7 protein-coding genes are annotated in these 16,158 nt (G+C 55.4%); 1 reads left to right on the forward strand and 6 read right to left on the reverse strand.

Annotated features, from left to right (window positions below):
* Positions 1 to 21: 21 nt before the first annotated feature.
* The 5 genes from JIN87_RS23795 to JIN87_RS23815 all read right to left on the reverse strand — a co-directional run bounded on the left by JIN87_RS23795 (position 22) and on the right by JIN87_RS23815 (position 6,760).
* Positions 22 to 519: a hypothetical protein gene (locus tag JIN87_RS23795; protein ID WP_200358311.1), complete on the reverse strand. Its 498-nt coding sequence runs from the start codon at positions 517 to 519 to the stop codon at positions 22 to 24.
* Between the two features lie 34 nt (positions 520 to 553).
* A complete protein-coding gene (locus JIN87_RS23800; protein WP_200358314.1) occupies positions 554 to 3,685 on the reverse strand; it encodes an efflux RND transporter permease subunit in 3,132 nt (1,043 codons plus the stop codon).
* A 52-nt stretch (positions 3,686 to 3,737) separates the two neighbouring features.
* Positions 3,738 to 4,832 carry an efflux RND transporter periplasmic adaptor subunit gene (locus JIN87_RS23805; protein ID WP_200358316.1) on the reverse strand — a complete coding sequence of 365 codons (1,095 nt, stop codon included), beginning with the start codon at positions 4,830 to 4,832 and terminating at the stop codon, positions 3,738 to 3,740.
* A gap of 167 nt (positions 4,833 to 4,999) precedes the next feature.
* Entirely contained in the window at positions 5,000 to 6,310 is a 1,311-nt protein-coding gene (locus JIN87_RS23810) for a TolC family protein (protein WP_200358318.1), read from the reverse strand.
* A 39-nt stretch (positions 6,311 to 6,349) separates the two neighbouring features.
* On the reverse strand, positions 6,350 to 6,760 hold the full coding sequence (locus JIN87_RS23815; protein WP_200358320.1) for a hypothetical protein: 411 nt from the start codon (positions 6,758 to 6,760) through the stop codon (positions 6,350 to 6,352).
* A gap of 140 nt (positions 6,761 to 6,900) precedes the next feature.
* On the opposite strand from JIN87_RS23815, the gene JIN87_RS23820 reads away from it, so the two are divergent.
* Positions 6,901 to 12,786, forward strand: a complete 5,886-nt coding sequence (locus tag JIN87_RS23820) for an InlB B-repeat-containing protein (protein WP_200358322.1) — start codon at positions 6,901 to 6,903, stop codon at positions 12,784 to 12,786.
* Here JIN87_RS23820 and JIN87_RS23825 read toward each other — a convergent pair.
* Positions 12,757 to 16,014 carry an efflux RND transporter permease subunit gene (locus JIN87_RS23825; protein ID WP_200358324.1) on the reverse strand — a complete coding sequence of 1,086 codons (3,258 nt, stop codon included), beginning with the start codon at positions 16,012 to 16,014 and terminating at the stop codon, positions 12,757 to 12,759. The genes JIN87_RS23820 and JIN87_RS23825 overlap by 30 nt on opposite strands.
* Between the last annotated feature and the right edge of the window lie 144 nt (positions 16,015 to 16,158).

Raw genomic sequence — 16,158 nt, forward strand, 5'->3', positions numbered from 1 at the left:
GCGGCGCCCACGCTCTACCTTTTAGTGGCCGCAGGTGCAGGCGTACTCTTGCAGGTCGCAGCCGCCGCAGGTGTAGGTCTTTAGGTTGAATTTTTCGACCGTTGGCTTGGCGTCGGCTGACGCGAGCAGGGTGAGAACGAACGGCTGGCCTGGGATATCAGGGAGCGGGTTGACGCTGACCAGAGCGGTACCGTTGGACTCGAAGGTGACGGGAGTCGGGTTCATGCGGTCGCCCGCGACAGCGGTTGCGGATTGGCCGGCTACTGCTACTGGCTTGAGCGCTTCGTCGACGAAGGTGAGCTGAGCTCGATTGTCTTCGAGCAGGAGAAACTCGGCTGCTGGTTCGACTGAGGTTATGAGACGGCCGCCGTTGGGGCCGGGCACTTTCTTTTCGTGGGAGTCGCTGTGATCGGCATGTGATCCGTGATCATGGTCATCGTGGTCGTGTTTGTGGCCGCAGCCAACGAATACGAGTGAAACGGCTGCAACTGCAGCGAGGATGAGGTTTTTAGTATTCATAATTTGGATGTGTTGAATGTTTCGATTTAGAAAGTTAGTTCGATGCTGCGGAGTCTTGGGCGAGAGCTTTTTTGGCAGCTTTGCTTCCAAAGGCATAGAACGCTGCTGGAGTGACTCCGAGGCCTAGGAAGGTGGAGGTGACAAGGCCGCCGACGATAACCACCGCGACTGGGTGCAGGATTTCTTTGCCGGGTTGGTCGGCTGCCAAAAGCAATGGAATGAGTGCGATGCCTGCGGATAGTGCGGTCATGAGTACGGGGACGAGTCGTTCGAGTGTGCCACGCTCTACCATTTCTCGAGTGAAGCCTTCGCCCTCGTGTCGCATGAGGTGCAGATAGTGCGAGATCATCATGACAGAGTTTCGAGCGGCGACTCCTGTAACTGCGATGAACCCGACCAAGGTAGCGATGGAAATGTTGTTCAGCATCAGCCAGGTCAGGACGAGTCCTCCGATGAGTGCAAGAGGTATATCGAATAGTACTTGAATCGTGAATACGCTCGTCTTGAAGTACGAGAAGAGTAGCGCTGCCATAATTGAAAGAGAGAGCAGCGAGAGCAGCGCGATTCGTTGGGTCGCTTCCTCTTGCGCTTTGAATTCACCCTCGAAACTGAGGAAGACTCCTTCGGGGAGGGTGAGTTCAGTGTTCACGCGTTCTCGAAGTCGTGTGACTAGGCCAGAGAGGTCTCTGGCTGTAGGATTGATACTCACGACGAAACGACGCTGGGTATTCTCGCGCAGGATGATGTTGGGTCCTCGAGCTTCTCGAATATTGGCAACATAGGAGAGGGGAACGCGGCCGCCGTTAGCGGTATCCACATAGAGCTGTTCGAGGCGTTTGGGATTGTCGCGCCATTCGTCTGGGAGGCGAAGCACGAGATCGATGGCGCGGGGGCCTTCGTAGAGTTCGCCGACTGCGTCGCCACCCATTAGGGCGGCCAGTTGGTCATTGAGGGAGCCGGGCGTGATCCCGTAGGCCAGAGCTCGGTCGCGATCCACTTCGATGCGCAACTGCGGAATGGGGGCTTGCTGTTCTATCCGCGCCTCGTCGAGTCCGGGAATACTGCGCGCGATGGTTTGGATACGCGTGCCAATGCGGCGGATCTCTTCGAGGTCTTCCCCGTAGACTTTGATGGCGACCTTCGCGGAAACTCCGGAAAGCATGTGACCGATGCGATCGGCGAGCGGGCCGCTGATGGCCGCGAAGGTCCCGGGGAGTCCGCGTACGCGCTGGCGAATTTCTTCGACGACTTCGGAGCGCGGTCGGGCGCCTTCCAGCTCTTTGTGGAAATCGATATCGAACTCGACGGTGGAAACCGGTACCACGTGATCTCCACGTTCGGCCCGGCCAACGCGACGCCCGACGGCTCGAATTTCTGGGATGTCGAGAATGAGGTCTTCTACGACATCGGATATCTGGTTAGTTTGTTGGAGGGAAGTTCCAGGAGCTGCGGTCAGGGCGATTAGCAAGGTTTCTTCATTGAACGATGGCAGGAAGTCTTTGCCCATCCGCGGGTAGAGCGAGAGGGCTCCTGCGAAAAGGAAGGATGCAAAGGTGAGCACGATGAAGGGGCGGTCTAGAGCGAGTTTGAGCCAGGTATGGCGGAAGCCGGTCTTCATAAAACGTACAAGCCATGGGTCAGTGGATGTTTTGGTGTTTTCGGCCTTCGAGCGCAGGAGGAAGGAAGCGAGGACTGGGATGATGGTGAGGGAGACGAGGAAGGAGGCCAGCATGCTGACGATAGTGGCGACAGCGATGGGGGCGAAGAGTCGGCCTTCTACACCGGAGAGGCCAAGCAAGGGTAGGAAGACGAGGATGATGAAAAGGGTGGCGTAGAGGATGGAGTTACGAACTTCGGCAGATGCGGAAGCGATGACCTCGAGTTTAGGTCGTTGTGATTTGGATACGGCGTTTTCTTTGAGACGCCTGAAGACGTTTTCAACGTCTACGATAGCATCGTCCACGACCATGCCGATTGCGACCGCGAGTCCGCCGAGTGTCATCGAATTGATTGAGATGCCGAACCATCGGAAAACGAGGATCGCTATGGCGAAGGAAAGCGGGATGGCGGTGAGGGTTATGAGCGTGGTGCGGACATTTAACAGGAAGAGAAAGAGGATGATCGAAACCATGATGGCTCCGTCCTTTAGCGCCTCTTGCAGATTTCCAACGGCGTTGTTGATGAAGTCGGCCTGACGGAAGAGGGGGACGAGTTCGATGGACTTGGGTACTGTGGTCTGCAGATCGGCGAGGGCTTGTTCTACTTTTTCGGTTAGGTCGAGTGTGTCGAAGCCGGGGGACTTTGTGACACTCAGGATTACGCCAGGTGTACCATTTACTGCTGCGTCGCCGCGCATGGGCTCGATATCCCATTTGATTGTCGCCACATCGTCGATACGAATCGGGCGATCGTCTACAACTTTGATGACGGTTGAACCGAGCGCGTCGAGATCGGTGGTCATGGCGAGATGGCGGACCATGATTTCCTGCGGGGCGTTGGTGAGAAAACCTCCGGTGGTGTTTTGGGCTGCTTGTGCGGTAGCGGCTCGAAGTTCTTCGAAGGATACGTCAAGGGCGAGCATGTGGTGCGGGTCAGGTTGGACTTGCACCTGCTTAATGCCTCCGCCCATGGCGAGAACCTCGGCTATGCCAGGAATGGATTGGAGTCGTCGAGCGACGGTCCAGTCTGCCAGGGTGCGAACATCTCGTGGTTCGATGCTTTGGTCTGTGCTGCGAACTCCCACCAGCATGATTTCACCCATGAGCGATGCGACGGGTGTCATGTAGGGTTGGATACCTTCCGGAAGCGATTCGCGGGCGACCTGGAGTCGCTCTTGCACGAATTGGCGGGCGAGGTAAATATCGGTGCCCCAGTCGAATTCGACGTAGGCGAGCGAGAGGGCGACGTCTGAAGTCGTTCGGAGTCGGGTGACACCTGATACCCCCATGAGAGCGGATTCGAGGGGAACAGTGACGAGCGTTTCAACTTCTTCGGGGGCGAGGCCGGGGGCCTCGGTGAGAATGGTGACGGTCGGCTTGGTGAGATCAGGGAGGACTTCGACAGGAAGTTGTCGTGCTGTCTGTATCCCCATTCCAAGCACAGCTAACGCAGCGGCTACGATGAGTAGACGATTGTTAAGCGAGAAATTTATGAGTCGAGTAAGCATCTGATTTGGTTCCAGGGGAGGAGGATCGGGTGGCCGCTGGGGACAGCGGCCGCTACCTCGTTTTTCTGCTGAGGATGAGCAGGATTAGGAGGAGCGTTGAGAGGCTGCCGAGGAGGACGACCATCCAGGTGGGGGCGCCGCCGGCGACTCCTGCGGCTGCCGCTTTCTCGGCAGCTCTAGCGGCTCGTTGTGCGGCGGTCATTTCCGAGCCGTCTTCATTGTGCTCGTGGCCGTGGGCCGCATCGAGGGCTTCCTTAAGGGAGATCGTGCCTTCGCCGGCAAACATCAGGGCATAGGCACCGCTGGTGACGATACGGTCCCCGGGAAGGAGTCCTTTTGTTATTTCAACGTGTTCTTCGTTTCGTACGCCGGTGATGACCGGGATCTTTACAAAGGCGTTGGGTAGGTCGAAATCCTCGATGAAGATGTATGATTTAAGACCGTCGGTTTGTACTGCATCTTTGGGGACGGAGAGGGCGTCCTGTTTGGAATCGAGTACGACGGAGAACTCGGCTCGCATGTTGGGGCGGAGTTCGTTGTTTGGATTCTCGAGAAGGAAGTAGGCGTCGATGGTTCCTGAATTCGGGTCGGCTTCGTTTCCGTAGCGTATGAGTTTTCCGTTGAAGGTTTGGTTTGGTCGGGCGGCGATGCGGATGGTCGCTTCGGTTCCGATGTGGGTGTAGCCTGCTTGGTCTTCGGGGAGGTTCGCCACGGCGTAGACTTTGCTGAGATCTACGATTTCGAAGAATTCGGTTTCGGGAGTGACCGGTTTACCGAGATGAGTGTGGCTTTGCATCACGATCCCGGAGAGGGGAGCGGTGAGGGAAATGCGTGGGGGAGGGTTGCCGGGCTGAAGGCTTTCGATTTCGAGGAGAACTTGGCCGGCTTCCACCTGGTCGCCTTCATGAGCGCTGATGGATCTGACGTGTCCGGCGATACGGCTGCTGAGAATGCTCTTGTGGGCGGGGATGGCTTGAAGTCGTCCGATTGCGAAGAGGGTCTTGGTGAATGCCTGCGGCTTGGCTTCTTCGGTTTTGATCCCGAGGTTGTCGATGGCTGCCTGGTCGAGGATGATGGGGGGAGTCGCTGAATGAAGAATGCAGAATGAAGAGTGAAGAAGTAGGAGTAGAGTGGTGATGGTTTTCATCGGGAAATGGTTTTGGACTTAGCTATTTCGTGCAGAGTATTCTGAGAGGTTATTTTTTGCCCACGAATGATAGGATCGGAAGAATCGCCAATGGCGCTTCTGGATAAGGAGCCTCTGATGAGGCTCGGAGGGGCTTTGCTTGTGGATGTGCCATTTGAGGGCGCAGTTTATGGGAGCTCGAAGCGGGCGAGTTGGAGTTCGAGACGGGCGTGGGCGTTTTCTTCGTAGAGTTCGAGGTATCCGTTTTCTAGGGACACGCGTTGTTCTTGTGCTCGGAGGAGGGAGAGCATGTCGAGTTGCCCGGTTTGGTAGGCGGTTTGCATTTCTTGGAGTTGCTGGTCGGCGAACTCGATCACTTGCTCGCTATACTCGCTCATGCGTCGTTGGGAGATTTCTGCTTCGTGCTTGGCGTGCTCGATGTCGTTTTCGATCCGGAAGCGGATCGCGGCCGCGGCGAGGCGAGCCTGGTCTTTCTCTTGTCGCGATTCGAGGGAGAGTAGGTCTGCTTTTTTTCCAGCGGGAAGGGGGATGCTAACGGAAATGCCGAGTACGTGGTCGGACGTTCTACCGGCGGGTTGATCGACTCCTTTTTCGTTGTTCCAGAAAAGGCGGCCGGTGGGGTAGTCCTTGCCCTCGGTGAGAGCAAGTTGGGTTTTTGCATCGGCTGCTTTCTCTTTGACGAGGGCGGTTTGGAATGCTGGCGATCGGTTTAAGCATGCGAGGTCGAAGCCTGGCAGCTCGCCGTTTGAGTATGGAAGCGCGTTGTCGGCATCGAACTCGAAGTGGTCGGAAGAGTGTTGTCCGATCAAGGGGGCGAGCTTGTGGATCAGGCGTTCGCGAGTGATCTCGAGGTTGGCGATTTCTTGCTCGAGGATTCGCTTTTCCAGGGTGAGCTGGGAAACGTCGAGTGGAGAGATCTCGCCGGAGGAGACCTTCTCTGTGGCGAAGCGGATTGTCTCCAGCAGGAAATCACCGAGTTTTTCGAGATGGTCCATCCGTGTATCGACCAAATGGATATCGAGCGCGAACTCGGAAATCTCCGTGATGATCTCGATCTCTCGTTGGCGGACTTCGAGTTTGGCTTTTTCGATTTCGAAGCGGGTGACATCCTTCTTTTTTGAGAGACGTTTTGCTCCCGGGAAGGATTGGGAGATGGCGGCGCCGTAGCCGCCTTCACCTTCGTCTCCGAAGAGGATGTCGCTCTTGTACTCTAGGTGGAGATTGGGCGTTGCGGGCAAGCCAGCGGCTTTGAGGCGAGCTTCGGCTTTCTCGATAGCGACGCGGGCGGCTATCAGGTCTTTGTTGGACCTAAGGGCAGCTTGGATCGCGGTGGAGCGATCGAGGTGTGCTTCTGAGTGGTCGTGTGTTTGACCGGGAAGTTCGTTTACGGATAGGGCAGCGGCAAGGAGTGCTGCGACGATTGGCTTAAACATGATAAAATCCTGATTGGGTGGTTGGAAGGCGAGAGCGTCGGCCATGGGCCAGTCTCGAGACAGTCCAGCGGGTGAATCAGGATTTTAGAGCAGGAGCTTGATCGTCTGCGTGTAGAGCGTTTGCGGGCTCGCAATTTCCGGTGGAGCTCGAGCAGCCGGTGGCTGTTGCTCGAAAAGGGAGGCGAGGTTGTAGAGCTCTGGAAGCTCAAAGATGGCGACGGGGACGAGTGTGAGGAGTTTTGTGGTCTCCTTGTTGAACTCGACGGAGTCTAGGTCGTCGGTGGTGAGGAGGAGGTCGGAGCACTCCTCTTTTTCCTGAGCAGACTCTTTTTCTTCCGAGTGAGCGCAGCAGTCGTCCTCGAGCAGGGTGGGGGCGGGAGGGGCGCACTCGGCCTCGCTGGAAGCGCAGAGGCACAGGAAGATCGCTCCCGCTGAACCAAGGGCGACTTGGCAGGCGAGAAGCAGGAGACCTATGCTGGCGATGATGCGTTTCACTTTGGGGAGATGAGACTTATACGAGCGGATTGCTTGAATATTGCAAGCGGGGCAAGGGAATTTCTCCGAGTGAGAATCGGTAGCGTATTTTTCCTGATTCGATTCTGGACTGTTTCGCTGAGGGAATTTTGGGTTTCAGTATGATTACGATCCGTGTGTGGATGTTATTGCTAGGTTTGCTTGTTGCTCCTCTGGGTATTTGGGGAAGTACGGAAGGGTTTGTGGAGGCGCTTGGGTTGGCGGATAGTGGGATTTCAATCACGGCTGTGCCGGATGGTCTTGAGCTGAGGGAGGATGTGGGGCGCTCGGATGGCAAGTCGTTGGGGATTACTACCGCTGGGGAAGATGTGAGCGCTCAGATCTATTTGGAATTTCCGGCGGCTGGATTGTTCACCTATTGGACTCGGGTCGACTCGAACGACGCTCCTGGAACGTGGGTCAGGTGGTTTTTGGAAGTTAAGGAAGGGCAGCTAAGTACGTGGATCTATCGATATGCTCGGGGGAATGTAGGAGCGACGAAGGTGGAGTGGTATATCGACGACGCGCATTTTCAGGAAGGGTGGGGAATTAAGGACTCTTCGTCGGGTGGGTTTCTGGAATCGGAACAGATTCCGGTGAGCGGGGGGGACGAGTATGGATTCATAGTTCGTGCCATTCCGTACGAGGGGAATCGTTTTTTGGACTGGTTGAGCGCGAGCTCGGAAGCGTATGCGCACTTGTGGCCGCGAGAGTTCCAGGAGGAGTTGGTTTTCAAAAGCCGAGATCTTTACCACTCCTTTTCGGCTAATTTTGGTGAGGAGCGTTCGATTGTTGGGGGAACGATCGCTGTGAACGTGAGGGAAACGTACGAGTTTGGGCCTGAAACGGATGGGGTCGTGAGCGAGGTGAGGGCGGATAAGGTACGGTTTTTTCCTTCGGGGCCGGGGGTGTTTAGGTTCAGGACGAACGCTGGGGTGAGCATTTCGAACGAGGGAAGTCGTGAAGGCGACTTGTCGATGATTGTCGAGGAGCTCGATGAAGGGGAGACCTATCGAGACGTAGAGGTCGCGATTCCTGAATGGGTGGATCGATTGGTGCTATCTGTTTGGGACAGGGGGGAGACGACCTTGTCCGAGCTGCGACATATTGCCGGAGCGGAACATTATCCCATTCCCGTTGAAGTGATTGGGGAAGGCAGCATCGATAGGAAGTGGAGTGTGAATGAAGACGGGGAGGGTGTGAGAACGCTTACCGCTAGTCCCGATGAGAATTGGGAGTTCGTGAGATGGGAAGGGGATGTCTTTTCCAGTGATTCGGAGCTGCAGGTGACGGAGGATTTTGATGGGGAGCTGATCGCTCGGTTCGCGTTGGAGAATATCGAGCTTGGTGGATTGCGATGGTATCTCTCTCCGAGTCGGATGACGAGCGAGACGCGTACGAGTGACCGGTTTGAGTTGGGGGCTCTGCCTGCGGACGTCTATGGGCAGGATGTGAAGATCGCCACGGAAGTTAAGGGGCCGGGTCGCTTGGAGTTTGAGGTGGAAGGGCATGGCAGCTTCGAGTTCATGTTTGACGGAGCGGAGATCGAAGGATCAAAGCCGTTTAGGGAAGGCGGCGTTTACTCGGTGGAAGTCCCTGTGGGAACGCATTGGTTGTATGGAAAGTTGAATACCTATACTTCGAATGGGATAGATCCGCTTTTCTGGATTGAGAACGTGACGTATGAAGAAGTGCGCTATGTTGTGACTCCTGGAGCTTGGGGAGCTGGGAGTGTTGAGATTGAACCGGATGGAAGCGGCTTGGCGTTTGGCCAGAAGCTCGATGCCACAGCTGTGCCGGATCCTGGATCTGTTTTCCTTGGATGGGCTTTCTTGGGAGAGGGGCAGGATTTCGAGTTTGTAGCCCTTGATGAGAACGAAGCTCCTCTCGATAAAAGCTTTTACGTGACGCAGGACAGTGACTTGCGAGCGATTTTTGGGACGTCTGTTGAGGATGGCTTTTTCAAGGGGCTTGCGGTATCGAGCGCGGACTTGTCGGTTCAGGAAGTGGGGGATGCTGAAAGTGGCCGAGCGTTTGTCTGTGACGGTATGGGGGATGGGGATTGGATGAAGCTCTTCACTGCTGAAGACCGCAAGCCGGCGGAGATGGTGCTACGTTGGAAAGGCGAGCTTAGCTCAGAGGAGGGGACGCTGAAGATTTTGGCGGGAATGAGTGATGGAACTGTGGTGGAAGGTCTGATTGGCGACTCTTGGGAAAAGGGATTCGTAACGGCCCCGGATGGGGAGGTGGTCGATTGGGTCGCCATTTCGCTTGCGGGAGCGGAAGGAAAGGCGTATTTGGAAATCAGTGACATGCGTTACGTCGTGGCGTTTGAGCCTGCGACAGGGGCGACTGTTTCGATCGAACCGAGTAAGGATCTTTATTCGCATGGAGAGCGAATCACGATTGGGGTGACCGTCGACCCTCAGTACGAGTTCTGGGGCTGGGGTGGAGAATTGGCCGGACAGCCTGCTCAATTCGAACATGTCGTTGAAAATACGATACGAGGTAAAAGTCCGGCTGGGGCTCCGAGCAACTTCAATGGGGTTCGGATTCTTGAGGGGGAAGAGGAGTTTTGGAGACTTGCGAAAGGGCAGGGAACGGAGAATTCCGTTTCCATCCAGCGTATTGAGGATGGCTTTGGGCTAGGGAGCTTGAGTGTGGAGGTGGAAGGACCTGGGGTTCTTTCGTTTGTGAACTATTGCACGGACATCGACGTTTATGTGGACGGGGTTGAACTGTCCTTTCATTTGCTTGAAGGGAGGTCGGCGAAGGACGGGAATGTAAGGGTTCAGGTGCCTGTTTCTGAAGGAAAGCATATCGTAGATGTGTTGATCGTAGGAAGGACGGCCTGCTATGACGCGGGGAAGCGGGTTGAAGGCACGAAGTGCTACTTCGACGAGGTGATGTTCAGAAGTGGATATCTGCTTCGCAGTAAAACCGAGCAGGAGTCGTCAGCTCTCGGACTGGGCGATGATGTTTGGGTAGCGGGGGAAGTAGTGACTTTGAAGGCGGGAAGCGAAGACGAGGCGTTTGCGAGGTGGTCGTCGCCTTTCGAAAACGAGGCGGCTGAGTTTGATGTGCAGGTGGCTGGGCATGCTAGGGTCTTTCCGCATTTCGATGACGAAGAGATTGTATCGGATAAGCTGGTACGCTTCGAAGGCATGTATCTGATAAATGCGAATTTGAGGGAGCTTTTGTCTTTTGATGGTGGGTTTGGCGCGAATGTGGCGAGCCGCCTGAGGTTTGATTACTCGCTCGTGCGTCAAGTTAGCTTTATGCCGCGGGTGTTCAGCGAAGATGACGAGGCTTTTGTGATGGTCCGTGTGCTTTCCGACTCCGGTCTTGTTCTGGAAGAGATCGTCAACGTGGGGGAAGAGCGAATGATCAGCTTTGCGACGGATCCGGAGTTTGGAGAATTCGTGGTCGAGTTCTTGCCGTGGTCGGATGAAAGCCAGGTTACGTGCGTATTGGCCTGCTTCTCTCCCGAGGGGCAGGAAGAGACGGATGTTTCGATAGGCTATGGAGTTACTATTGAGCCGAATAAGCGCGACTTCGAATTTGGTGAGAAAGCGGTCGTGACTGCCTCCGAAACCTTAGGAGAGGGTGCGAAGGTAATGGTTACCCGAAAGAAGGGTATCGAATTGCAGGGTGATCCGATTGGTGAGGAGCTTACCTTTGTCGCAAAGGGCGCGGGCTATTCGCAGTTTGTGGGTTTACACGATGTAGGTGGCGGCGCGTATCTTGCGGCGGATCGGGATATCGAAGTGGAAATCCAGTCGGATGTTGTTCGATCGGGAGATTCGGCGTTTGCAGTGGATCTTTCCAAATCGAAGAGTATTTTAATTCCAACTACAGGTGCATCCGTTTTGAAGTTTTGGGTGTATTTGGATTTTGGGGAACGGATAACGATTAACTCCTATCCGGATGGGAGGTATACGAATAGCCAGACTTTGAAACCGTATTTGTCGCTGGTAGGAGAAGGCGGCTGGCATCAAGTGTCTTATACCGCTTCGGATTTCGATGAAGGGATTAAAATCCTGGCTGGACCTGGGAGGTTGGAATTCGACGATTTCGAATTTTCCAATGGGTATGGATTTGATTATACGGTGGGTCCGAATTATGCGGTTTCCGAATCGCCCCAACGTACCGCATACCGTATTGGTGAATTGGTGACGCTCGAGATCAGTTCCGGGGGAGAAAACGAAGTGGGGTGGTTTTCGGATTCTGGCTCTGTCATAAGGAGGCGTGCTGGGATGAGCCAGGTTGAGCCATGGTTTGGGGAGGAGCTCGCTTATGGCTGGGAGGGCTTTAGGGTGAGAGGTGTTCCAGTTTTGGCTGACTATTCGGGAGGTGGTCAATTGGCTTTGAAGGGGGATGGTAAGCTGTCGACGCAAGTGCTTGCTACGCTTGAGGGGCCAAGCCTCATGGAGTTTAGATACTCCCCTCATCATTCGTCGGCGTTGAGCGCGGATTTATCTGTGAAAGTGAATGGCGAAGAAGTGAGGCGGTTTACAGATTTGGCTACGCGAACTGTATTGTTGCAATTGGAAGAGGGGCCGAACGAAGTCGTTCTCGAATTTGTCGGGGATGCGGAACGGTATTCGGATTGGATCGCGAGCCTCTCTGATTTGGGCGTCCATCCGGGGTACAGTGTGGTGTTTGATGGGGCTTTCAGCAACGGAGAGATCCAGGCATTGCCTCGTTCGAGAGGGTTGGAAGAAGGAGATGAGCTGTTGGTGGTTTTTAATCCGAGCAGTGGATATAGCTACTATTCGAGCGATGGAACTTTGCATAAAGGCTTTGAGAAGATGGAAGTGGACGGCCACATCCTTTTGAAGGGTGGCTTTTATCGCGCTCATTACGGTGAAGAGAGTCCCTTTCTGCAAAACGGCCAAGGTGGAGAATGGTTTGCGAACCTTGAGGGACCTGGCGTGGTGAAGGTCACTGATTCTCAGCCGGGCCAGCTTCGCGCTTTTTGGAATGGAGAGCCTTTGTTTAACAGGAACGGGGATGATCGATCTGCTGTGTATCTGATACCTGAGGAAGAGGGGGAGTTCTTTTTGGAACAGACCTATAACGCTAGCCACTACATGCCTGTCGAATTCCATCCTGGGTATGGAATTGTGAATACGGTCGAGTTTGGCCCGGTGGAGTTAGAGCCGCGATTGGAATCTTACCCAGCGGGAATGGAGGTAAGCGTGACGCATGAGAGTGGCAGTTTCGGGACTGCTGAAGAATCGTTCACGCTGGTTATGGATCGCCATCATGTACTAGCGAATCCGGTAGTGCGGGAATTGGGCTTTAAGGGGCGTACATACAGGACCCCCAAGTTTGGATGGGTGGTAAAGGAGACGGAAGATCCTTACGATTCGGACGCTGGCGTTTTTTGGGCGATGGCTCCGCTGGAGGATGGAAAACGTAGTTGGCTTGAGACGACGGTGTCAGGTCCGTGTGAGCTGTATTTTGATTTTAATGCCTACACCGATAGTTACGATGTGGAGATCCTAGTTGATGGGGTTCGGACGTTTCGCGGTTTTAGTTCCGACTCCAAAATATCAATACGAGAGGGGGATCATGTTGTTCGGATACGAGGGATCGGTGCCTCCCGTGTCATTTTGAAGGAGCTAACCGTGATTGGTGTTGAAGGGGAAGATACTCCCAAAGAGTCGGAAGACGACGCAGATGGCGATGGTGTGCCGTATTGGTTGGAGGAGCGATGGAGGACGTCGGACGAGGACGCGGAAAACTGGTTCAGGATTGTTGAACATGGAGCAGACAAGCGACTCTGCCTGCTGTTTCCGAATCCGGGAAGCGTTCGCGAAACCTGGTTGGACTACTGGGCTGAGAGCGATCAAACCAGCGAACCGCTCTTTTTGACCGCCCCGCTTTGGCGTTTCGAGACTATTGCTTATGACGGAGCGGGACCGATCGACTCTATCCTGCTTCCGATTGATCAGCTGCGGGACGGGGCGAAGCTATTTCGCATTCGAATTGATAGCTGGTGATTTCTCGCTCTCTTCCTGTTTCGGTGATTCGCCGCTGGGGATAGCGATCGCTGCTTCTTCGGTGGCGGGCGAACCGTAGATCTTGCGGTAGAGTTGCTTGATGTCGTCGAAGACGAGGCAAATCACAGGTACAAGCGAGAGCGTAATGAAGGTGGCGAATATGACTCCCCATCCGAGGGAAACGGCCATTGGAACCATGAACTTGGCTTGCTTGCTTTGTTCGAACATGAGCGGGGCGAGGCCGAAGAACGTGGTCAGAGATGTGAGCAGGATCGGGCGGAAGCGGCGTGCTCCAGCTGCTCTTACGGCTTCGTGTATATTGGCTCCCTCTTTGAGCTTCTTGTTTACGAAATCCACCATGACTAGCGAGTCGTTCACAACCACGCCGGAGAGAGCGAGCATGCCTAGGAAGGACATCATGGAAAGGATGCCGAGTCCACTGTCGTAGTAGCTCATGATTTGGTGCCCCATGAGAGCGCCTACGATTCCAAATGGAATCGCAGACATCACAACTAGCGGTTGGACGTAGCTGCGAAGCGGGATGGCCAAGAGAACGTAGACGGCTATCAGCACGAACCAGATTCCGGCGACGAATTCCGATTCCCCTTCGTCTCGATCGCGAGCATCACCAGATAGCTCGTATTCGAGATCGGGATACTTCTCTACCAGTTGCGGCATTATGTTGTAATTGAGATCTGCTAGGATGGCCTCGATATCGACTTCGATGGGATTCGCGTCTGCGGTGACCGTGATTTGGCGTTTCCCGTCGATGCGGCGGATGGAGGGGAGGCTCTTCCCGGGAATTAGTTCGGCGACTGAAGAGAAGGGGACTTCCACGCTTCCGGATACGCGGATGAGCATGTTTTCGAGAGTTGAGAGCGACTTCCTGTGCTCGAGCGGGTAGCGGACCATGACACGAACGTCGTCGCGACCGCGAGGGATGCGCTGGGCTTCGACCCCAAAGAACGCTTCGCGAATTTGGCTGGCGATCTTGCTAGCGCTCAGGCCGAGTTGTTCGGCTTGTGGTTTGAGCTTAATCTCGAATTCGTCGTTGGCTGTCTCGTAGGAATCAGAGATATCGAAAAGCCCGTCGAAATCTCGCAAACGGTTTTGAAGCTCAAGGGATATGTCTCCAAGGCTTTCGGTGGAGCGGGATCGAATGTCGACGGAGATCGCCTCTCCGCTGCCCGAGTAAGACAAGGTGAAGCGCTGCGCGTCCGGGATTTTGCCGATTCGGATGCGGAGAAGGTGGGCTAGGTCGCCGGTATCCATTTCAGCCTCGCTGGAAGCTTTCAGTGACATGGCGACTACCAGTTCGCCCCTTTCGGCGATACCAGCGCGTGACCCACCCCACCCACTGCCGAAAGGGGATCCTCCTGCGGTGGCGAATACGTCCGATATAATTGGATACGGAGAAGCGTCGTTGAGCTCATCGGCGAGTTTGAGAGCTTCTTTTTCGATCCGTTCCATATGGGCTTGGGTCGTTTCGAAGGCGGTACCGGTGGGCATCGTGAGGTTGACCCGAAGCGTGTCTCGAGGAACGCGTGGCCAGTAGCGGTACGGAAGGGTATCGGAAACTATTAGGCCCACGTAGATTCCGAGTAGGCCGATGAAAGCCGCAAGCGTCGAATAACGGTGGTGAAGAAGCGTATCGAGAACGGGACTATAGACGCGACGGACGAAGGTCTCGAGGGTGTCGGCGATGCGTCTCTGGATCTTTTGCAGGAAGTTCAGGGAGTTGCGAGTGCTCTTGCCGTGGCCAATGTTTTTGCAGTGGCGAAGGTGAGCAGGGAGGATGAGCTTCGACTCGACGAGCGAGAAAACAAGGACAGGAATCACCACTAAGGGGATTTGGGCGAACATGTTGCCGCGCCAACCGGACATGACCATGAGTGGGTAGAAGGCGGCTATGGTGGTAAGGATCCCGAAGGTGACGGGGACGGAGACCTCTTGGGTCCCGTCGATGGCCGCGTCGAGCGGGCTCTTGCCCTTCTGCATATGGCTGAAGACGTTTTCTCCGGTGACGATGGCATCGTCGACCACGATCCCGAGGACCAGAATGAAGGCGAACAGGGTGATAAGGTTGATGCTTACCCCGAGGAAAGGCAGGACTGCGAATGCTCCTGCAAAAGCGACCGGGATGCCGAGGGCGACCCAAAAGGCGAGCATGGGTCGGAGGAAGAGGGAGAGGACGCCGACTACGAGGAGGAATCCCATGATCGCGGAGTCGCTGAGTGTGTCGAGGCGTTGCTCGATGCGCTCGGAGTCGTCGTTCCAGTGGGTGAGCGAGATGCCTTCGGGCATGCGTGGCTGGGCTTCCTTGATGTATTCACGAACCTGATGCCCGACCTCGATAGCGCTTTGGTTGCCGGTTCGGTAGACGTTTACGGCGACGGCTCTTTCTCCGTTATGGCGGGATTCGACCGGGATTTCGTCAAAGCCATCCGTTACGGTTGCCACGTCGCCAAGGGTGAGGCGTGAGCCTTGGTCGTCCGCCCGTAGGACGATGTTCTCGAAGTCTTCTTGGCTGTATGCCTGGTTCTGGGCTCGCAAGCGAATGTCTCCGCCCACCGCCTTGATATTACCTGCGGAGAGGTTGATAGATGAGCCTCGGATGGCGGAGGAAACCTGGGAAATGGAGAGCCCGTACTGGCGAAGTTTTTGAGGCGATACTTCGATGCCGATCTCGTAGGGGCGAGTGGCCAGTAGATCGGCGAGCGAAACGCCGGGCAGGTTCATGATCTCGTCCCGCACCTGTTCGGAGAGCTTTTTCATGTCCCACTCGGAGAGGTCTCCCGCAATGACGACTGAGATGACGCGCTCTTGCCACTGAGGGCGTCGGACACGAGGTGGGCGCGCTTCGCGTGGGAATGTGGTGATACCGTCGACGGCGCTTTTCACCTCGTCGTAGACCCGGTCGATGTCGAAACCGTCCTCGACTAGGATGCTGACCTGGCCGGAGCTTTCGGAGGCGCGAGCGTTGAGGCGTTTGACCCCTGGGATGTCGTAAACCGCTTCTTCGATGCGGGTGACGATGGATTCTTCGATTTCCTCGGGAGTGGAGCCACGGTAGCCTACGGAGACGCTGATTGTTCGTCCCGGATAATCTGGAAACTCTTGGAAGAGGATCCGCTCCCGCAGGGCATATCCTCCGAGCAGGAGGAGGCAGATCATGAGCAGATTTGCTGCGACGGGGTTTCGTGTGAACCAGGCGATAGCTGTCTTCATGGGAAGTGTGAAAGATGAGGTGGAGCGGGGGGACGCGGCGTGCCGGGCCTGTTTAGTTCAAGGACATAGTTAACACATGTTAAAGGACATGGTTAACACATTCTAGGCGGGTTCTTGCTCCCCCTGGCCGGCTAGCCGGCCAGG

This window comes from Pelagicoccus mobilis, assembly GCF_016595505.1.
GTDB lineage: Bacteria > Verrucomicrobiota > Verrucomicrobiia > Opitutales > Opitutaceae > Pelagicoccus > Pelagicoccus mobilis.